General features: G+C 47.6%; 17 protein-coding genes and 1 pseudogene. 3 read left to right on the top strand and 15 right to left on the bottom strand.

Annotation, left to right across the window (positions count from 1 at the left end; all coding sequences use genetic code 11):
• The first annotated feature begins 27 nt into the window (after positions 1-27).
• On the top strand, positions 28-687 hold the full coding sequence (locus DXB18_RS07780) for a DUF6198 family protein (protein ID WP_118707008.1): 660 nt from the start codon (positions 28-30) through the stop codon (positions 685-687).
• Between the two features lie 99 nt (positions 688-786).
• Here DXB18_RS07780 and pdxT read toward each other — a convergent pair whose 3' ends face one another.
• The 5 genes and pseudogenes from pdxT to DXB18_RS07755 all read right to left on the bottom strand — a co-directional run bounded on the left by pdxT (position 787) and on the right by DXB18_RS07755 (position 3,454).
• The gene (pdxT, locus tag DXB18_RS07775; RefSeq protein ID WP_118707006.1) at positions 787-1,386 is read right to left on the bottom strand and encodes a pyridoxal 5'-phosphate synthase glutaminase subunit PdxT; all 600 of its coding nucleotides are present in this window, start codon (positions 1,384-1,386) and stop codon (positions 787-789) included.
• A 1-nt stretch (position 1,387) separates the two neighbouring features.
• Positions 1,388-1,726 (bottom strand): annotated as a pseudogene (locus tag DXB18_RS07770) (pyridoxal 5'-phosphate synthase lyase subunit PdxS); the annotation flags it as partial.
• Positions 1,727-1,856: 130 nt separating this feature from the next.
• A complete protein-coding gene (locus DXB18_RS07765; RefSeq protein WP_118707004.1) occupies positions 1,857-2,111 on the bottom strand; it encodes an EAL domain-containing protein in 255 nt (84 codons plus the stop codon).
• Positions 2,081-2,368, bottom strand: a complete 288-nt coding sequence (locus DXB18_RS07760) for a hypothetical protein (RefSeq protein ID WP_118707002.1) — start codon at positions 2,366-2,368, stop codon at positions 2,081-2,083. The genes DXB18_RS07765 and DXB18_RS07760 overlap by 31 nt, the downstream gene beginning before the upstream one ends.
• 258 nt (positions 2,369-2,626) lie before the next feature.
• Positions 2,627-3,454: a MerR family transcriptional regulator gene (locus tag DXB18_RS07755; protein WP_118707000.1), complete on the bottom strand. Its 828-nt coding sequence runs from the start codon at positions 3,452-3,454 to the stop codon at positions 2,627-2,629.
• Between the two features lie 139 nt (positions 3,455-3,593).
• Between DXB18_RS07755 and DXB18_RS07750 the strand changes: the two genes are divergently transcribed.
• Complete coding sequence (locus DXB18_RS07750) at positions 3,594-4,934, top strand: MATE family efflux transporter (RefSeq protein WP_118706998.1); 1,341 nt, start codon at positions 3,594-3,596, stop codon at positions 4,932-4,934.
• An 89-nt stretch (positions 4,935-5,023) separates the two neighbouring features.
• Here DXB18_RS07750 and DXB18_RS07745 read toward each other — a convergent pair whose 3' ends face one another.
• On the bottom strand, positions 5,024-6,199 hold the full coding sequence (locus DXB18_RS07745) for a mandelate racemase/muconate lactonizing enzyme family protein (RefSeq protein WP_118706996.1): 1,176 nt from the start codon (positions 6,197-6,199) through the stop codon (positions 5,024-5,026).
• Between the two features lie 58 nt (positions 6,200-6,257).
• Positions 6,258-7,565 carry a 2-hydroxycarboxylate transporter family protein gene (locus tag DXB18_RS07740; protein ID WP_118543327.1) on the bottom strand — a complete coding sequence of 436 codons (1,308 nt, stop codon included), beginning with the start codon at positions 7,563-7,565 and terminating at the stop codon, positions 6,258-6,260.
• Positions 7,566-7,775: 210 nt separating this feature from the next.
• Here DXB18_RS07740 and DXB18_RS07735 point away from each other — a divergent pair, with 210 nt between their 5' ends.
• Positions 7,776-8,714: a LysR family transcriptional regulator gene (locus tag DXB18_RS07735; protein ID WP_118706994.1), complete on the top strand. Its 939-nt coding sequence runs from the start codon at positions 7,776-7,778 to the stop codon at positions 8,712-8,714.
• A 79-nt stretch (positions 8,715-8,793) separates the two neighbouring features.
• On the opposite strand, the gene uvrA is transcribed toward DXB18_RS07735, so the two are convergent.
• The 8 genes from uvrA to DXB18_RS07695 all read right to left on the bottom strand — a co-directional run bounded on the left by uvrA (position 8,794) and on the right by DXB18_RS07695 (position 20,483).
• Entirely contained in the window at positions 8,794-11,625 is a 2,832-nt protein-coding gene (uvrA, locus tag DXB18_RS07730) for an excinuclease ABC subunit UvrA (protein ID WP_118706992.1), read from the bottom strand.
• A gap of 228 nt (positions 11,626-11,853) precedes the next feature.
• Positions 11,854-13,782 carry an ATP-dependent zinc metalloprotease FtsH gene (gene ftsH, locus DXB18_RS07725; RefSeq protein ID WP_182430509.1) on the bottom strand — a complete coding sequence of 643 codons (1,929 nt, stop codon included), beginning with the start codon at positions 13,780-13,782 and terminating at the stop codon, positions 11,854-11,856.
• 237 nt (positions 13,783-14,019) lie between these two features.
• Positions 14,020-15,462, bottom strand: a complete 1,443-nt coding sequence (locus DXB18_RS07720) for a M20 family metallopeptidase (RefSeq protein ID WP_118706990.1) — start codon at positions 15,460-15,462, stop codon at positions 14,020-14,022.
• 141 nt (positions 15,463-15,603) lie between these two features.
• Entirely contained in the window at positions 15,604-16,362 is a 759-nt protein-coding gene (locus DXB18_RS07715) for an amino acid ABC transporter ATP-binding protein (protein ID WP_182430516.1), read from the bottom strand.
• Position 16,363: 1 nt separating this feature from the next.
• Complete coding sequence (locus tag DXB18_RS07710; RefSeq protein ID WP_118543332.1) at positions 16,364-17,149, bottom strand: amino acid ABC transporter permease; 786 nt, start codon at positions 17,147-17,149, stop codon at positions 16,364-16,366.
• Positions 17,150-17,167: 18 nt separating this feature from the next.
• On the bottom strand, positions 17,168-18,085 hold the full coding sequence (locus DXB18_RS07705) for a transporter substrate-binding domain-containing protein (RefSeq protein ID WP_182430508.1): 918 nt from the start codon (positions 18,083-18,085) through the stop codon (positions 17,168-17,170).
• A gap of 293 nt (positions 18,086-18,378) precedes the next feature.
• Positions 18,379-19,044, bottom strand: coding sequence for an HAD family hydrolase (locus DXB18_RS07700; protein WP_118543333.1), 666 nt, complete (start codon positions 19,042-19,044; stop codon positions 18,379-18,381).
• Positions 19,045-19,082: 38 nt separating this feature from the next.
• Positions 19,083-20,483, bottom strand: coding sequence for a sodium-dependent transporter (locus tag DXB18_RS07695; protein ID WP_118706986.1), 1,401 nt, complete (start codon positions 20,481-20,483; stop codon positions 19,083-19,085).
• Positions 20,484-20,961: the final 478 nt, after the last annotated feature.

The raw sequence follows: 20,961 nt of genomic DNA, 5'->3' as shown, positions 1-20,961 counted from the left end.
TCTGCCGTTCTGGGGAGGTTTACCGTCATGTCTATTCACACTTACATCCGGCGCTATTTGCTGTTTTTAACCGGAGTCATCTTGAGCGCCACCGGTATCGCTTTCATCACACGCGCAGGACTTGGTACATCACCGGTATCCGGACTGCCGTTTGTGCTGAGCCTGGTCACTGGAATTTCCATGGGGACCTACACATTTTTATTCAATATGACATTCCTGGTCCTGGAAGCTTTGCTCCGCAAAAAATTCAGCATCCAGCAGGCCCTGCAGATTCCGATCACATTCTTTTTCAGTTTCTGCATCGATCAGGCCATGGGCTTCATCCCGACCCGCTTTGGCGGTCCATGGGGAGCATCCTTTGTCTATCTGGTCATCGGATGTGTCATTATGGCACTGGGCATCAGCTTTGAGGTCATCGCCGATGTGATCATGCTTCCGGCAGAAGCTCTGGTTCGCGAGCTGTCCAGACAGACCGGCATCCGTTTCGGAAATGTCAAGGTCGCATTCGACAGCACCCTGACCATCCTGGCTATGGTCGTTGCCCTCATTGCATTCCACAAACTCAACGGCGTGCGTGAAGGTACCCTGATCAACGCACTCTGCGTTGGACAGCTGGTCCGTCTGTGGCGTTCTTTCCTGGAAGCGCCGCTCAAAAAAGTATGTACGGCAGAACCGGTCGCCGAATAAACGTTCTGTATGTTCACACAAACCCCCGGCTGTACAGCCTGGTGAATTTCTCACCAGATGTACAGCCGGGGGTTGTTTTTTTGTCCACTTTTCTATTTCTTACCGAAGCATCGCAGTTTCTTTCATTTCCATGGAACAAGCCACTGTCTGCAAAAATAACGCATGGATCCGGCTATCTTCATCCAGTTCCGGATGAAACGACATGCCAAACTGGTTTTTATAACGGACCGCAACCAGATGTCCATCCACCTCTGCCAGCACCTGCACCTCCGTCCCTGCCTCTTCCATATAAGGAGCACGGATAAAGGTCATAGGCACCTTTCCAATTCCGGCAAACTCCTGCACAGTGTGAAAACTTCCGAGCTGTCTTCCATAAGCATTGCGGCGCACAGAAACCGGAAGGGTTCCAAAATACACATGCTCGTCGTTCGTCAGATGTTCTGCCAGAAGAATGAGTCCGGCACAGGTCGCAAGAACCGGCATCCCATCCTCAATCTTTTCTTTCAGGATATCAAACATCCCAAGTTCCCTCAGCAGCTTTCCCTGAACAGTACTCTCACCGCCCGGAAGCACCAGAGCGTCAAACTCTGCATCCAGATCTTCTTTTTTGCGCAGCTCGATGCACTGCGCACCCAGGACTTCCAGCTTTTTCTCATGCTCGATGAAGGCTCCCTGGACTGCCAGGACTGCAATCTTCATCCTATTTGCCCCTCTCTGCCATTAACAGCGCGATTTCCTGCTCGTTGATGCCAACCATGGCCTCGCCAAGATCCTCAGAAAGCTCTGCCAGCATCTTATGGTCATTGAAGTTGGTAACCGCCTTGACGATCGCTGCCGCACGCTTCTTCAGATCACCGGATTTAAAAATACCGGATCCGACAAAAACACCTTCCGCGCCAAGCTGCATCATAAGTGCCGCATCTGCCGGGGTTGCCACGCCACCTGCCGCGAAATTTACAACCGGAAGACGTCCGTTGTCATGCACATACTGCACCAGGTCATACGGAACTCTTAAAACCTTTGCCTCCTCAAACATATCCAACAATCTCCTTTGCGTAAACACTCCTATGCGTTCCGGACCGCATCGGTGATCTTGTTCCACATTATAGGCGCTATCTGGATATTTCAAAATAGCCAGTATTTGCATTTTTAACCAGTCCAGTTTTTCGTTACTCTGCATCCAGCAGCTCTGCGAACGGCCTCGGCTTACTGTAGTAATGTCCCTGCGCGAAATCACAGCCCATATCGTAGATCAGCTCTGCCTGTTCTTTTGTCTCGATTCCCTCGAAGATTACCTGCATGTTCAGTGCTTTTGCCATATTCATGATAAAGCGGATGACCTCCTGGTGGCGCTTGTCGTTCACATCCTCCACCACAAACTGGCGGTCCAGCTTTAAATAATCGACCAGCAGCCTTGCCGCCATGGCAAGGGAAGATTCAGCTGGATCTGGTAATAGCCATCATCATAGGGAATACACAGGTACTTGTCTGCCCAGGAAAAATACTCCGCACAGTCCCAGGAAAAATGTTTGAAATCCTGCTGGCATGTGATATAGCCGATAAATACCAGATGATGCTTCTGGACTGCCTTAATACACGCAGATATCTCATGCGCAAAACCTTTTAACCGAAAAGAAAGCACGGTGTCACGGTTTTTGTGCAGTTCTGCCTCAAACAGCACTTCCGGATTTTCCAGATATTCTTCCAGGAAGGTATCTGTTTTAACCCGGTTACCGCGGTCCTCTTTAAAAATCCGCCTGATCTTCCAATTTTTTCACATAACAGGAACACTGCCTGATACTCATCACTGTGCATACGTTTCATTCGCTTTTTCTACCAGTTCCCTTGCATCTTCTGTATAAATATCGATTGGCCACAGTTCCCCTACCCGGCGCATACTCTCTGCAATGATCTCCGCAAAAATATCATCCAGCCACTGTCATGACCATTCTTTTTCTGCGATCCGTACCGCGATTTCTGTCACATAATCTTCCATCCGCTTTACCGAAAGATTGTCCATCACATCGCGCTCTACATAGGGACCTTCTGTCTGGATTTTATGTTCCTTTCGGTAGGTCTCCATACGCTCATACGCTTCCCTCATTTCCATCCAGGAACCCACATGAAATCCAGTCAGGTAGTCTCCTTCCGGAAGGATCTGATACGTCATATGATCCGGCTTTTGCTGTAACAGAATAAGTACATTATCGTACACGTTATAATCCTGATTTTGCACATTTCCTTCATGCTGAAAATATGCCACCTCATAATCATTTCTCTGCTCCGTATTCTTAAAATCCAGGATCAATGCATTGGTTTTTTCCACGTAATCCTGCTCCGAGCTGCCGTCCATCTGCCGGATCAGATAATACCGCTCCGGATAATGCCGGATCTGTATTTTGGAAAAATCCTGTCTCAGTGCTGTACTGATTTTTTCCCGGCGCTGCCGGATCCACCCTCGCATGTTTTCCAGTTTTGCGATTTCCTGCTCGATCTGCGCTTCCCGCTCTGTAAAAATGCGCATCAGTTCCTGCGGGCTGCGCATTTGCAGGAACCGGCGGATTTCCTTTAGCGGCATGCCAAGATCCCGCAGAATCAGAATCGTATCCAGAGTTTCCACCTGATCCAGGGAGTACATGCGGTAACCATTTTCAGCCACAAACTCTGGGGAAAACAGACCAATTTCATCGTAATGAAACAAGGTATGCTTCGTCACTCCGGTCAAAGCCGCAAACTCTCCGGTTGTCATATATAAATTACGATCCATATATCCAATTCCTTTCTGTCATGATCTATTTCAAAAATAATTTCAATTTCTCTTGACTATCGGGTAACCCTATGGTTTATTCTCTCAAAAGTCACCTGTATGTTCAAGACTATTTTCAGAATATCGAGGAGTTTTTATAATGACAACATCCATTAATCAGTATTTCAGCCCCTGGTCGCTGCTGAAATTTGCGTTTCCATCTATTATCATGATGATGTTTATGTCCCTCTACACAATTGTGGACGGCATTTTCGTATCCCGCTTTGTCGGAAGCAATGCGCTTTCTTCCTTAAATATCGCCTTTCCTGCTGCTAGCGTTGTCATCGCTGTCGGCACCATGCTGGCAACCGGCGGCACAGCTGTCATCAGCAAATATCTGGGCGAGGGCAAAAAAAGAGAGGCACGGGAATGCCTCTCTCTGTTTCTTTTAGTCGGACTGTTATTCAGCTTTTTCGCCGCTTTGATCGCTGTTCTCTTTCCAGAACCGATCTGCCGGATGCTTGGTGCAAACGACCTGCTTCTGGCTGACAGCATAACCTACTTGAAGATCCTGCTTTTGTTTTCCCCGGCCTGTATGCTCCAGACCCTGTTCCAGTGTTTTCTGGTTACTGCCGGAGCTCCGCATATGGGGCTGATCCTCACAATCCTGGCCGGACTGGTCAATGCCGTTATGGATTATGTTCTCATTGTACCGTGTCAGCTTGGAATCGGCGGAGCCGCCATGGCAACCGGACTGGGACAGACCATCCCTGCCGTGATCGGACTGGTCTTTTTCCTGTCACCCAGACACGAACTGCATCTGACCCGTTTTTCTTTCCGTGTAAAAGAACTCCTGCAGGCCTGCTACAACGGTTCTTCCGAAATGGTCACCCAGTTTTCCAATGCCGTGATCACCCTTTTATTTAACATCATCCTGATGCGCCTGGCCGGACCAAACGGGGTTGCCGCCATCACCATTCTTTTGTACGGTCAGTTTTTATTCCAGGCCTTTTATCTGGGATTCTCCATCGGCATCAGCCCAGTGATCGGATTCCAGTACGGCGCTGAAAACCGAAAGGAGCTGAAAAATATTTACCATATTTCTTTCTGGTTCACTGCAATCATTTCCGTATTTATGACTGCGGCCGCCATTTTTCTTTCCACTGGCATTGTCACCATCTTCACGGATGATCCGAAAACCTATGAACTGGCTGTCACCGGCTTCCAGCTGTTTGCCGTAAACTTCCTGTTCTGCGGTTTTAATATCCTTTCCTCCGGATTTTTCACCGCGTTGTCGAACGGAAGGGTATCCGCAATCATTTCCTTTGCGAGAACTCTGGTATTTACCACGATCTCCCTGCTGATCCTGCCGCAGTTTCTTGGAATCAACGGTGCCTGGCTCGCTGTACCGATGGCAGAGTTTCTCACTCTGCTTCTGTCCATTGGTATGCACCGGAAATACTTTTTCCGGGAAGGTAGGCAGAATTATTTTCTGAAATAACACCAAATTCATTATAAACTGCTTCGACAATAAAAGGTTCTCTTTTACCGGTTATTTCGTAAAAAGAGAACCTTTTTGTTACTGAAATCTTATTGATCGCACACAGAACCATCTATTCTCATTCTAGTAGCAATTTTGTGCGACTGAAAAGGAAATAGTTTCTCTACATCTGGCACCAGTTCAATTCCCAATCCTGGTTCTGTTGGAATTTCAACATAACCGTCTTTTACATTTGGTACATGATTCACCATATCACGCATGCGTAATCCATTTTTCTTACCCATAAACTGATCTTGGGTGGAACGAACATCTGGTGATGGATACTCTGCAATAGCCAAATTATCAATGGCTGCACATAACTGTAACTCTGCATTCGTAGCAACAGGACTCAGCGGGTTGTGCGGCACCAGACTACAATGATGAGATTCTGCCACAGCCGCAATTTTCATAGCTCCCGTAATACCTCCACATAAACAAATGCTTGCTCTTACATAATGGCATGCTCTTCTTTCCAAAAGCATTTGAAATTCAAAAATATTATGAATACGTTCTCCAGTAGCAATGGGAATCCTAGAAGCAGAAGCCACTTGTGCCATTGCATCAAAATTATCTGGTCTAATTGGATCTTCCAAAAACATAGGGTTAAATTGTTCCAGTTTACCCGACAAAGAAATAGCCAAAGCAGGTTCCAGTCTTCGATGCAATTCCAGACAAATGTCCATATCTTTTCCTACTGCTTCTCGTATTTTTCCTACCCGCTCTTCTGCTTTATATAACATTGCCGCAGTTCCATCAGAAAATGGCACATCCGAAGGTTCATCCAAAAACGGATTAATATGTCCCACTGCTGTATATCCCTCTTCTTTTGCCTTTAAGCAATGTTCGACCTGTTCTTCTACCGTACAGCCATTCACATGTGCATATACTCTCACCTTGTCTCTACATTTTCCACCAAGCAACTGCCATATAGGCGCATTGTAATATTTTCCCTTGATATCCCATAATGCAATATCTATCGCGCTCAAAGCACCCATGATTGCTGCGCCACGGAAATGCGAATAGCGATACATGGACTGCCAAAGATGTTCAATATCCATCGGATCTTTTCCAATCAGATACTGGGAAAACGTTTCTATTGCCTGTGCACTGGCATCCAAAAATCCCCATGCTCCACTTTCCCCCAAACCTGTGATTCCTTCATCTGTGAGTATCTTACAATAAACAGCTCTGTTTGATTTTATTACTTTTACATTTACAATTTTCATATCGCTTCTCCAACCTTTTACCATATTGTTTATATGAATCATAGCTCGGCATGTCCATTCAGCCAAACATACCAAATACAACTCCCGAAATTGCAAGTACAATGGCTCCACCAATTCTAGAGGAAATTGATGCGTAAGTCATAAGATCCATTCTGTTTCCAGCAGCCAAAATCAGCATATCTCCACTGCCTCCCATGTTAGCCATGCATAACCCTCCTGTCATTGCGGCATCTATTGGATAAAAGCCCACGAGATAACCAATCAGCGCACTTCCCAAAATACAACCTACAATAATAGCAACAGAAAGCACCAGTGTTTTCACTGACATAGCATCGATAAAGCTCTGAAAATCCAGAAGAGAAATTGCCATTCCTGCAAATACTGACGGTGTCAGCCAAACTTTCATTACATCATAGACTTTGCAAATTCCTTTTCTTAATTTTGCAGACAACACACCACTAATATTTAATCCAACCGCAATAATAACCAAGTATGCATACTGATGAATCGATACACCAAAAATTTTAGGAAGAAACCATTTGGAACAAAGACCGGCAAATACCCAGCACCCAGCCATGATCATCATTCCATTTCCCATATCTTCTAAACTGTATGTAACCTGCTCCGAATCTCCAATGCTATCTTTGTCATTCTTTTTACGTAATAATTGACTTCCATCTCCTGTCATTTTTGGAAATTTCTTTCCTAAAAGATCCAAACCAACAGCAAAGAAAATGCAAAGAATATTAGCAACCATCAATGCAGACATCGCAATGCCGTAATATACATCCTTGTCTTTTCCTGTCACCTCTTCATAAATGCTACTCATTGGAAGAGCACCTGCTGCACTTCCACCACCCATTATAGGCATCACATAAGTCATCAAAATGTCTCCGATACTTAAATGGAAACAAATCATGCCTGCTGCAGCCGCCATAATCGCAGCTCCTACTAAGCCACCTAAAATACACGGAAGATATCCGACCAAAGATTTTAACAAAATTTTTCGCTCAATAGCCATAACTGCGCTTACAATCAATAATGTAAGAAAAAAAGCTTGAAAATTGATTCCAGACATCCAGTTATTTGCAGCTTCAACATAAGCTTCCGGTATTAATTTCGCCCATGTTGCAAAAGAACCAAGTAATAATAAAAGTAATGGTCCACCACCTAAATAATCTTTTACGATTGGAAGCTGATTGCCCACTCCCATGATTATAGCTCCGATTACTGTAAGCCAAAATATTGTAGAGCCAAAATCTGTTCCCATTTTTCCTGAGTACATACCTAATACCGTTATCCCAGCTAACACCACCCATGTCAGTAAAGGCAAACCCATCCATTCATACTTTTTCGAAACACCCATAATAATATTCTCCTTATATTTTTTTCTTTTTTCTTAAATATTTGTCGACATATATCAAGAATTTTTATGCAATTTCTGCATTTATTGACTTTGCTGCAAAAGCATCATATACTTTATGACATAATTATATTGTGTAATTCATCATTTTGTCCAATATGTTCCCATAAATAATACTATAAACAAATATTTATAATTCAAGGAGTGTGCTTTATGTCTTTCGATAAATTAGATTATGTCATAGCTGTTGCTCAAGAACAAAATTTAACAAAAGCTGCAGCCAGACTATATATTTCACAGCCCGCATTAACAAGTGCATTAAATAAGTTAGAAAGCGAATTAGGTGTGAAACTTTTTGATCGTAAACATTCACCGATCAGACTGACCGCTGCCGGAAATCTCTATATACAAGAAATGAACCATATCCGGCAACTGCAGATCAAAATGCAAAACCAATTATCATCTTTATCAAAAACTCGTTTCTGTCTAAGCATCGGAAGTGGACGTGGGCATTATTGGCTTCCCCTTTTACTGCCCACGTTTGCAAAACTTCATCCAGACGTACAATTGTCCATCAATAACAACGCTTTGAATACACATGACAAAAACATTGACAATCTTCCTGCTACTCTAGCGATCGGAACTTTTAGCCTTTCAAACACGCATAACAATATTCAAGATGAATTTTTAATCCAAGAAAATCTTATCTATGTAATACCTCAATCGCTTGGCCTTATTTCACCAGAAAAATACAAAGGATGCTCTATTGAACATCCTTGCCTTATCGATTCTTCTATATTAGACGGTGCACCTTTTGTTTGTGGCGAAAATATTAATAATTACACATATTTTTTAGAACGAGAAATGAATCGCTATCAGTTTAAATATGGAAATCTAATAACCTATGGTACGCCTCAAGCTGCTCTGCTTCTTGCCAGCAATGGCATGGGCGTTACATTCATTTCTCAAAGCATTTGCAGATGGGAACAAATTGCATCTCGATACGATGTTTATTTTTGTACTTTGGATTCAACACCTCCCGTTCAAAACATTCACGCCTTTTATGCTGAAAATCCCAATAACGTCAATTTAATTCAAGATATGCTTGATTTAATTCGTAAACAATTAATCCCACAGCTCTATCCTTTATAAACATAAAAAATCCGAATGTCATTACACCATATGTTACCGTGTAATGACATTCGGATTTTTCTAAAAACACCTATGATGATCAGTTTCTACTCAGATACCGCTTCACATACTTTCCAGTATAAGATACCGGGCTTTCTGCGACTTCCTCCGGCGTTCCTTTCGCGATAACAGTTCCACCGCGCTCGCCGCCCTCCGGTCCAATATCGATCAGGTAATCCGCTGTTTTGATCACATCCAGGTTGTGCTCAATGACAATGACCGTATTACCACCATCCGACAATCTGCGCAGGATCTCCACCAGCTTGTGGACATCCGCAAAATGCAGACCGGTTGTCGGCTCATCCAGAATATAAACGGTCTTTCCGGTTCCACGGCGGCTTAACTCCGTCGCCAGCTTGATCCGCTGTGCCTCGCCGCCGGAAAGCTGGGTTGACGGCTGTCCCAGACGGATATACGAAAGTCCCACATCATTCAAGGTCGCAATCTTCCGGTAGATCGACGGCACATTCTCAAAGAATTTCATAGCCTCTTCTACCGTCATGTTCAGCACATCGTAAATGCTCTTTCCCTTATATTTCACTTCCAGCGTCTCGCGGTTATAGCGTTTGCCCCCACAGACTTCACACGGCACATAGACATCCGGCAAAAAATGCATCTCAATCTTGATGATGCCGTCACCGCTGCAGGCCTCACACCGACCGCCCTTCACATTGAAGCTGAAACGTCCTTTGTTATAGCCCTTCGCCTTGGCATCCGGCGTCGACGCAAACAGGTCGCGGATCATATCAAACACGCCCGTGTAAGTTGCCGGGTTAGAACGCGGAGTACGGCCGATCGGGGACTGGTCGATGTTGATGACCTTATCCAGCTGCTCCAATCCCTCGATCTTCTTAAATTTGCCCGGAATAGTACGCGCACGGTTCAGCTTTCTTGCCAGTTCCTTATAAAGGATTTCGTTGACCAGGGAACTTTTTCCCGAGCCGGAGACACCGGTCACGCAGGTCATAATGCCAAGCGGGAAGGAAACATCGATATTTTTTAAGTTGTTCTCTGCTGCCCCGCGCACCGTGATCCAGCCGGTCGGCTGTCTGCGCTCCTTCGGAACCGGGATCTGGATGCGTCCGCTCAAGTACGCACCTGTGATGGACTTTTCGTTTTTCATGATTTCTTCTGCCGTGCCAACCGCCACGACTTCTCCACCATGTTCCCCCGCTCCCGGTCCGATATCCACAATACAGTCCGCTACCCGCATGGTATCTTCATCGTGCTCGACCACAAGCACGGTATTTCCAAGGTCGCGCAGATGTGTCAGGGTCGCAAGAAGCTTGTCGTTGTCGCGCTGATGCAGGCCGATACTCGGCTCGTCCAGAATGTAGGCAACTCCAACCAGGCCGGAACCAATCTGCGTTGCCAGACGGATCCGCTGTGCTTCACCGCCGGATAACGTACCGGTCGCGCGGGAGAGTGACAGATATTCCAGACCGACATTCAGCAGGAAATCCAGCCGCGCCTTGATCTCTTTTAAGATCTGATGACCGATGGACTCCTGCATCGGCGTCAGCTTTAAATCCTCCAGAAAAGCACGGAAGCGGGTAATGGACAGCTCCGTTGCCTCATAAATATTCAGATCACCAACTGTAACCGCCAGGGAACCCGGCTTTAAACGCTGACCCTTGCAGGCCTTACACGGTGTGATGCGCATAAACGTCTCGTATTCCGCTTTCGATGCCTCGGAAAAGGTTTCCTTATAGCGGCGCTCCACATTGCGAATCAGACCTTCGAATGCGACCGGGTAAATGCCCTCACCGCGCTGTCCCTTGTAATAAACTTTGACCTCTTTCCCGTTCGTTCCATGCAGGATCACATCCTGGATTTCCTTCGGGTAATCTTCAAACGGAGTATCCAGATCAAAATGATACTCCTTGCACAGCGCATCCAAAATGGCATGGGTAAAACTGCTCTTTTCCGTGCAGGACTGCCAGCCCATCACCACAATGGCTCCTTTGGAAATGCTTAAGGACTTATCCGGGATCATAAGGTCCTCATCAAATTCCATCTTATACCCAAGACCGAAGCACTCCGGGCAGGCGCCAAACGGATTATTAAAGGAAAAGCTTCGCGGCTCCACCTCTTCGATGCTGATGCCGCAGTCCGGACAGGCAAAGCTCATGCTGAAATTGATCGGCTCCCCGTCGATCACATCAACGATCATGAGACCATCCGAAAGTCCCATAACGGTCTCGATGGAATCCGTCAAACGCTTTTCGATGCCCTCTTTCACCACCAGACGGTCTACCACGATCTCAATATTGTGTTTGATGTTCTTTTCTAACTTGATCTCCTCGGAAAGGTCATAGAGATTCCCGTCAATGCGCACGCGCACATAGCCGCTGCGGCGCGCCTGCTCCAAAAGCTTGACGTGTTCCCCCTTGCGCCCGCGCACCACCGGTGCCAGAAGCTGGATCTTCGTGCGCTCCGGCAGCTGCAGGATCTGGTCAACCATCTGGTCGATGGTCTGTTTTTTGATCTCACGTCCACACTTCGGACAGTGCGGAATACCGATGCGTGCATACAGAAGACGCATATAATCGTAGATCTCCGTCACCGTTCCCACCGTGGAACGCGGGTTGCGGTTGGTCGATTTCTGGTCGATGGAGATGGCAGGAGAAAGTCCCTCAATGCTTTCCACATCCGGCTTTTCCATCTGTCCCAGGAACTGTCTGGCGTAGGAAGACAACGACTCCATATAACGCCGCTGTCCTTCTGCATAGATGGTATCAAACGCCAGGGAAGACTTGCCCGAACCACTTAATCCAGTCAGAACTACCAGTTCATTTCTTGGGATATCCAGGGATATATTTTTTAAATTGTGCTCATTGGCACCTCGAATCTTGATATACTGCTTTGCCATGGCCGTAAACCTTTCTTGTGCATCGTTGCATCGTCACTTGTACGATTCCTCTTTTTAGTGTAACTCAGATACCAGCCCATTATACCACAGCAACAGGCTGCTTGCAAACATTTGTTCGCAGACTAAACAATTTAGCACAGTAAATATCAAAGGTGCGAAAGCTCCCGCAGCCGCCATGCATGGCGGCTGTGGGAGCTTTCGCACCTCGTTTGTTATCATGCGATATTGTTACTGCGCAGCTTCTTCCTGACTCACCGGAACGCTATCTTCCTCTGTTTCCTTCCCGGCATTCAGAATCTCCATGAATTCCTCACCGGTAATGGTCTCGCGCTCCAGCAGATAAGCGGAAATCTCGTTTAACTTGGCTGCATTGTTCTTTAAGATCTGCATTGCCTTGTCATACTGCTGTTTTACGATGTTGACGACTTCTTCATCGACTAGTCTTGCAGTCTCCGGGGAACATACCATGGAAGTATCGCCGCCCAGATACTGGTTATTCACGGTTTCCAATGCTACCATACCAAACTGGCTGCTCATACCGTACCGGGTTACCATGGCACGTGCGAGCTTGGTCGCCTGCTCGATATCGTTTGCCGCACCGGTCGTGATGGAATGGAAGATAAATTCCTCTGCGGCACGACCGCCGGTCAGCGTCGCGATCTTGTTCAATGCCTCTTCTTTGCTCATCAGGAAACGCTCGCCCTCTTCCACCTGCATGGTATAACCAAGGGCACCGGAGGTACGCGGGATGATGGTGATCTTATGCACCGGAGCGCTGTTGCTCTGGCACGCTGCCACCAGCGCATGACCCACCTCGTGGTAAGATACGATACGCTTCTCGTTCATGGACACACCGGCATCTTTTCTCTGGTAACCGGCAATGACTACCTCAACACTCTCTTCCAGGTCTGCCTGGCTTACAAAAGCGCGACCCTGACGGACCGCACGCAGTGCGCCCTCGTTGATGATATTGGCAAGCTCCGCACCGCTGGCACCGGAGGTTGCACGTCCGATGGCATCGAAATCGATGTCACTTCCGAGTTTTACATTCTTTGCATGAACTTTCAGGATTGCCACACGCCCCTTCAGATCCGGAAGTTCAACCGGGATCCGGCGGTCAAAACGGCCAGGACGAAGCAGCGCCTTATCCAGGGACTCCGGACGGTTGGTTGCTGCCAGAATCACAACACCCTTGCGGCCATCGAAACCATCCATCTCGGTTAACAGCTGGTTTAACGTCTGCTCACGCTCATCATTTCCGGAGAAACCGGAACCATCACGCTTTTTACCAATGGTATCGATCTCATCGATAAATACGATACAAGGTGCCTTTTCATTTGCCTGCTTAAACAGATCACGCACCTTGGCTGCGCCCATACCAACGAACATTTCCACGAATTCCGAACCGGAAATGGAAAAGAACGGGACATGTGCCTCACCGGCTACTGCCTTTGCAAGCAGGGTTTTACCGGTTCCAGGAGGGCCCACAAGCAGGGCACCCTTCGGAAGTACAGCACCGATATCTGCATACTTCTGCGGATTGTGAAGGAAATCTACGATCTCCTTCAATGCCTCTTTCGCTTCTTCCTGACCAGCTACGTCGGCAAAGGTTTTGCCGGTCTCAGTCTCCGCGTAGATCTTGGCATTGGACTTTCCGAACGTCATGGCATTGCCCATGCCTCCCATACGCTTCGCCATACTCTTGCTGAGCACCTGACCGATGATCACAAACATGAGGATCGGCAGAACCCAGCTAAAAATAAAATTCTGCAGCGGTGATGCCTGTGTCGGGATCGTCTCTGAGAAACTGATTCCTGCATTTCTCAGTCTGGTCGTCAGGTCATCATCCGGCCAGATACCTGTTTTGTACAGTTTAATATCTGCGTTTTTCCAGGACTTCATGGGAAGCTGACCATTTAAAACCTGCTGCACATCCTCTGTCCAGAAGGTCAGCTGATTGTCTCCTCTTGTTACTCCTGCGATCTGTTTGTTGTCCAGCATATCCAGAAACTGATCGTAGGTAACTTCCGTTACGGAACGCTCTGCCAGGGCCGGCATAACCAGCGCATTCAGCAGAACCGTAATCAGAAGAATGATGCCATAGTAATAAAGCAGCTTTTTATTTGGCCGCTTTGGTCCGTCTTCTTTCATACCCATACGTTTGCTCTCCTTTATGTCTTTCGTGTTGTATCCAGAATTTTTGCAGCTGTTCTTCTCTCTTCACATATGGCTGTTCACACACTGCCCTTCCCCCATATGTGACTGAAAACGAATGTTTCCCAGCTTTTTCTGTTCTATTAAGTATACAACAGAAGCGGGGAATTTTAAACCCCCGCTCCTGTTAAAACTTTCTAAATTCTTTGTGTCGCATCTGTGAACTGCAAATTTAACAAACTAATCCGGGATGACCGGGACTGCGTCCGCCGGGACCGGGCTCACAAAGCCTGCTGCCGTGCGCTTCTCAAATTCTGCCCTTGCTTCTTTTAAGATTTCCGGCTGGTTATAAAGGTCGATGGCTGCCGCCGCCAGTACCTTTCCTGCATGGACCGCTGCCTTGTGTCCAATTTCAGTCCGGTCACAGGAAACATTCTGCCAGCTGTGTCCCGGGCAGCCGTTTGGCCATGCAGCCACATGGATCTGCGCAGTCGGAGTCAGCCAGCTCACATCACCTACATCGGTAGATCCCGCTTTAAATGCATCCCCCTGGTACAGCGGCGCCAGAAATGCATTCATGGCATGACCGCACGCCTGCTGCATGGCGATGACCTGCTCCTTTGCCTGTTCATCGTTGTCTGCTGCCACCCCCGGAACCCTGTCATTACCGAGATAAGTTTTCGCGAGAGCGTCTGCAAATGCATTCTCTTCTTCCGTATAGGATGGCACACCAAGCTCCTCGTAGTTTTTGTACAAAACGCGCTCCAGCGCAAAGTTGCTGATCGTGTCAGAAAGTCCGTCGATGAATTTCTTCTCAAAGGTTGTCTCCGTCATCAGCGCCGCACCCTGGGCAATCTTATCGACCCGTTTCTGAAGCTCTATCGCCTCTGCTACATGGTTAGAGCGCACCATATAAAGTACGCTGGCCTTCGCCTGCACCACATTCGGGCTGCATCCGCCGGCATCGGTGATCGCGTAATGGATCCGCGCCTTGTCGCTCATATGCTCCCGCAGATACTGCACGCCCGTGTTCATCAGTTCTACTGCATCCAGTGCGCTGCGTCCCTTCTCCGGGGTCCCGGATGCATGGGAAGCGATTCCGTGGAACTTGTACTGGGTCTGAATGCAGGCATTGGAAGAACCGGTCGCAACCTCATTGACATCCTCCGGATGCCAGGTCAGTGCCGCATCCAGATCTTTCCAGACACCATCCCGCGCCATAAATGCCTTGGATGCACCGCCTTCTTCCCCCGGACAGCCATATAAGATCACAGTTCCTTCTATTTTATTCTGCTCCAGATAAGTCTTCACGCCAAACGCAGCTGCCATCGCACCGGCGCCCAGAATGTTATGACCACAGCCATGTCCGCTGCCGCCCTCGACCAGCGGCTTTTCCTCCGTACAGCCCGCAGTCTGTGACAAACCGGAAAGCGCATCGTACTCTGCCAGAATACCGATCACCGGACGGCCGCTTCCAAAACTCGCAGAAAATGCCGTATCAATGCCGCTGATTCCCTTTTCTACATGAAATCCTTCCTGCTCCAGCACTTTGCAGTAAAGCGCTGCGGACTTTACCTCCTGCAAAGATAATTCCGCATACTCCCAGATGCGGTCTGCCACATCGCAGATCTGATCTTTTCTGACTTCGATGGCTGCGAGGGCTGCTTTCTTTTCTTCTGTCATGATATTGATGCTCCTCCTGTCTATTATTTTCCATATAACGCAAAAAGTGCCGGGAACCAAGCCCGGCACTCTGATGTAACTTCAAACCATAATCTCAATACCGTTGCTCCTTGTGCCGCAGCAATATGATTATAATCCTTTTTATAATACCTTTGCAAGGAATTCCTTCAGACGTTCATGCTTCGGATGATCGAAGATCTCCTCTGGCGTTCCCTCTTCCAACAGCTTTCCATCTGCCATAAAGAGGACGCGGTTTCCAACCTCTTTCGCGAATCCCATCTCATGGGTTACGACCACCATGGTCATGCCCTCATGGGCCAGCTCCTTCATAACATCCAGAACCTCACCAACCATCTCCGGGTCCAGTGCGGAAGTCGGCTCGTCAAACAGCATCACCTCCGGCTCCATCGCCAGCGCACGCACAATTGCTACACGCTGTTTCTGTCCACCAGACAGCTGGATCGGGTAAGCATCTGCACGGTCTTTCAAACCAACACGGTCCAGAAGCTCTAAGGCTTTCTTTTCCGCATCTGCACGGCTGACCCCCTTTACCTTCATCGGTGCAAGCACCATGTTCTCCAGAATCGTCATATGCGGAAACAGGTTGAAATGCTGGAACACCATTCCCATGCGCTGGCGCAGGGCATCGATGTCCAGTTTTACCATTTTTCCGCTCTCATCCTGATATTTCTTCTTGGTGATGTCGATCCCGTTAAAGATGATAGCTCCTCCGGTCGGCTCCTCCAGAAGGTTTAAGCTGCGAAGGAATGTGGATTTTCCGGAACCGGACGGCCCGATGACTGCCATAACATCGCCTTTATTGATGTTGATCGTCACACCGTCCAGCGCCTTGATGGTTCCCATTTTATAATGCTTTTTTAAGTCTTTTACCTGAATCATGCTATCGTTTGTCGCCACGGCTCATTCTCCTCTCAAAATATGCAATGATCTTGGAAGTCGGGAAGCACAGACAGAAATAAATTGCCGTTGCCACCAGCAAAGGCTCCACGATAACAAAGGTTGCACCCTTAACTGCATTTACAGCAGACATGATATCCTGTACACCGATGGTGTAGGTGATCGCAGACTCCTTAATGATTACAACAAACTCGTTAGCGATTGCCGGGAGAATGTTTTTTAATGCCTGCGGGAAAATGATATAGCGCAGGTTCTGGGTCTGGGACAGTCCGAGGGAACGGGCTGCCTCTGTCTGTCCGCCGTCAATGGACTGGATTCCCGCACGGATGATCTCACACAGATATGCGCCGGAGTTCATGCCCAGAGCCACAACGCCCGGGAAAAACCGGCTGAACTTGATAAATCCGAGGATCTGGAAAGACGGAAGCTGGATGATGCCGAACACGCCGTAGTAGATGATAAACACCTGCACGATAACCGGCGTGGAACGCAGGATCTCAACGTAAGCCGTTGCCAGGAAAGACAGCGGATTAAACTTGCTGATCCAGACAAGCGGACCGCCCTCCCGCATATGACCGTCTTTATCAAGTCCCAATGCCTGGAATGGACGGACATTGGACATTCTCATCAGTGCCAGTATCAGCGCGATGCAAAAGCCGATTGCAACCGTAAATACGGATAACAGGACTGTAACGATAATGCCCTGCTGAAACAACTCGGCATACGGCGCTATTTTTGAAAAATTGCTCCATTGAACAAAATGACTCATTGGGTGCTCCTTTCAGTCTTAGTTCTGAACGTTTCCTTCTGCGTCCAGAAGACCCTCATATTTCTCACCTGCAGCAAGCTCACCAGCATCAGCGATGAACTTCTCAAGGCTTCCATCCTCTTTTGCAGCTGCGATTGCTTCGTTAACACCAGCTAACAGAGCTTCGTTGCCCTTGCAGACACCGATTGCGGAACCTTCGGTATCGTACGGAACGTCCATAACGATTGCAAGCTCCGGGTAGTTCTGCTGATAACTCTTTGCTACATCCGTCTCGATGTAAGCAGCATCCATCTTGCCGGTTAACAGCTCAGAAATGATATCGGTAACCTTCGGAAGACCAACAATGTCAGCCTCCGGGCTGTTCTCATTTGCCAGATCCATCTGGATGGAACCGATCTGTGCGCCTACGGAAACTTCCGGTTTGTTGATTGCTTCGAAGCTGTTGTAGGTCTCAGCGTTGTCCTTAACAGTTACTAAGGACTGACCGCCGGTATAGTAAATATCAGAGAAATCCATGATGCCCATACGCTTCTCATCCGGGGAAAGACCAGCCATACCAATGTCAACAGACTTGGTCTGCAGCTCGCTTAATACACCATCGAAATCTACGGTAACAACCTCTAACTCAAGTCCAAGATAATCTGCGATATACTGAGCCAGATCCATATCGAAACCAGACAGCTTCGGGGTTCCGTCCTCACCGATTGCGTAGAACTCATACGGAGCGAAGTCCGGGCTGGTTGCTACGGTCAGCTTGCCAGAAGTTACAGTCTCGATCTCGGCTGCTGCTTTGGTTTCCTCAGCGCTGCTCTCTGCTGCTTCGGTAGCTGCCTCAGAAGCTGCTGCGGTTGTCTCTGCCGGCTTGCTGCCGCCGCAAGCGGTTACAGAAGCTGCCATACATGCTGCCATGGATAATGCCACAATTTTCTTCTTCATAATAATCCTCCTCGATTTGCATTTATTCATCTACGGATGAATATTCTGCATAAATATAAAACATATACTAACCCATTATATCGGATTTCTGAAATTAATCAAGTGCCATGGAGTGAAAAAAAGAGGAAATCTGCAGATTATCCACAAATTTCCTCTTTTTTCTTCTTTTGTGCGGAAGCCATTCACCCAAAACGATGTTTTAACTGCACCATTCTGGAAACAGGTTCGCTTGTTTCAAAAATTTTTCCAGCAGAATTTCTTCTATAATATTATGTATCGTCACATCCAGAATCTTATACATAAAATTTCAGGATTTTCTCTATCACAGTCTGCGGCTCATCGATCACAAAATCCGGGTGGAATGCTTCCAGTTCCTCACGTCCCCGAAATCCCCAGGTTACGCCGACCGTATGCGCTTTTGCATTCAGCCCTGTCTGCATATCGGTATTGGTATCACCAAAATACAGGCACTCCTCCGGCTTACAGCCAAACTGCTCCAGGATCAGGTTCACACCTGCCGGGTCCGGCTTCTTCGGAATCTCATCCTTCTGTCCTGCCACAACATCGAAATATCCTTTGCCAAACACAGACTCAATATTTTCCACTGTCCGTGCGTGCGGTTTATTGGAAAGAACTGCAATGCGGATTCCCTGTTTCTTTAATGTCTCGAGAAGTTCCGGAATTCCATTGTACGGATGCACATGGTAGAGACAATGCTCCGCAAACAGCTTCATGTAGACAGAAAGCGCTTCCTCATAATGGGTCAGCGCCTCATCCCCACAGTACTGCAGTGCGCGCTTGATCTGCATGCGGTATCCGTCTCCCACAAACTGCTTGACCTGCTCCTCTCCGACCGGCCCGTAGCCAAACTCCTTTAATGTCAGATTGGTCGTGTAGGTCAGCGCCTCCAGCGTATTTAATAAGGTTCCATCCAAATCAAAAATACAACAGCGAATCATGGCAATTCCTCTCTTTCCTCGCATACATCGGTCACTATTTAGGCGAAAAACTTCACCCAGATTCCCTGAACAAACAGTCCCAGGATCATGAGCGGTAAAATATACTTCACATACCCGCGGATCCATGCCGGCACCTTGATTCCGACACCCTCATTTGCCTCAGCCCGGTACTTGTCAAAGCCCCAGCCGAAATCCCAGGTGGCAAACAGCAGATACACCAGAGAACCCAGAGGAAGCAGGATATTGCTCACCAGGAAATCCTCCAGATCCAGCACAGAGCTGCCAGCTCCCAGCGGCTCAAATCCACTGAGTACATTATAGCCCAATGCACACGGAAGGGACAGTAAAATGATCAGGATCATATTGATCTTCGCAGATTTTTTCCGGTCGATCTCGAATAATTCCATATCGCAGGCAATGATATTCTCAAATACCGCAATGACGGTAGAGAAAGCCGCACAGGACATAAATAAGAAGAACAGGCTTCCCCAGATCCGTCCGCCGATCATGGAGATAAATACGTTCGGCAGCGTAATGAAGATCAGGCTCGGACCACTGTCCGGATTGACGCCAAACGCAAAGCACGCCGGGAAAATGATCAGACCTGCGGTAATCGCTACAAAAGTATCCAGCACTGCAACATTGACCGACTCGCCCAGCAGTGTATTATTCTTCTCCAGATAGCTTCCGAAAATCGCCATGGCTCCAATACCCAGGCTTAGCGTGAAGAAGGACTGGTTCATGGCAGACACGATCACCTGACCGATTCCCACGGATTTCATCTTCTCCACGTCAGGAAGCACGTAGAATTTCAGGCCTTCCATACCGCCTTCCAGGAATACGCCATGAATCGCCAAGATGATCATCAGCGACAGCAGACCGATCATCATCACCTTGGTAATACGCTCCACTCCGGCCTGCAGACCAAAAGAACAGATCATGATTCCAAGAATTACCACAATCACCATCCAGAATACATTGATGCCCGGGCTCGCCAGCATCTCACCAAACATTCCCTGAACGCCTTCGGTATCCAGTCCGGTAAATGCTCCGGTCACAAAGCTGTAAAAATAATAAAGCATCCAACCCGCAACCGTGGTATAAAACATCATTAGTACATAGTTGCCAAGCAGCGCCACATAACCATGCAGATGCCACTTGCTTCCCGGTTTTTCCAGCTCCTGATAAGCCTTAACCGGACTTTTGCGGCTTGCACGTCCCACCGCAAATTCCATAGAAAGAACCGGAACACCCATAATAGCCAGAAACAGCAGATAGATTACGACAAAAATGCCGCCGCCGTTTGCTCCAACCACATATGGAAAACGCCATACATTTCCGATACCGATGGCGCATCCTGCTGAAAGCAGCAGAAATCCCAGTCTTGACTGAAAGGTTTCTCGTTGTTTCAAAATATTTTCCTCCTTCTTTTCCCCCATTTTGCCGATTTAATGACTATACTTCATTGTGACAAAACTTGTTTCCGCGTTACCGCAGTACTGGCTATTATACACTATCTGGTCTCAGCCGTCAAACGCCTAGTGCTCACGCATGATCTTGTGTAAACAGCAAATCAAACTATTGGCTTTATATAGGAAAAAGGTTCCGCAAATCTCGGAACCTTTTTCCTATTTAGACTGTCTTCAAACTCAGACACATGTCTTCAAATAGAAAAATGCCGAAACCCTTATAAATACAGGCTTCGGCACACTTTTCAGAAGAGCGCGAGACGTTGCAGAACGTTCAGTGGACGTTCGCTTTGCAACGACCGGAGCGGAGACCTCGAACGTTCGAGCCCGGCAGGGCTTGAACAGCACAAGAAAGGGTATCCATTTCGGATACCCTTTCTTGTACTCTTGAGAGCGCGAGACGGGACTCGAACCCGCGACCCCGACCTTGGCAAGGTCGTACTCCACC

The sequence above is a fragment of the Clostridium sp. OM02-18AC genome (assembly GCF_003481825.1).
Taxonomy (GTDB): domain Bacteria; phylum Bacillota; class Clostridia; order Lachnospirales; family Lachnospiraceae; genus Brotaphodocola.
The sequence above is the reverse complement of the archived record's forward strand: the minus strand, read 5'-3'. Positions and strand labels throughout refer to the sequence as shown.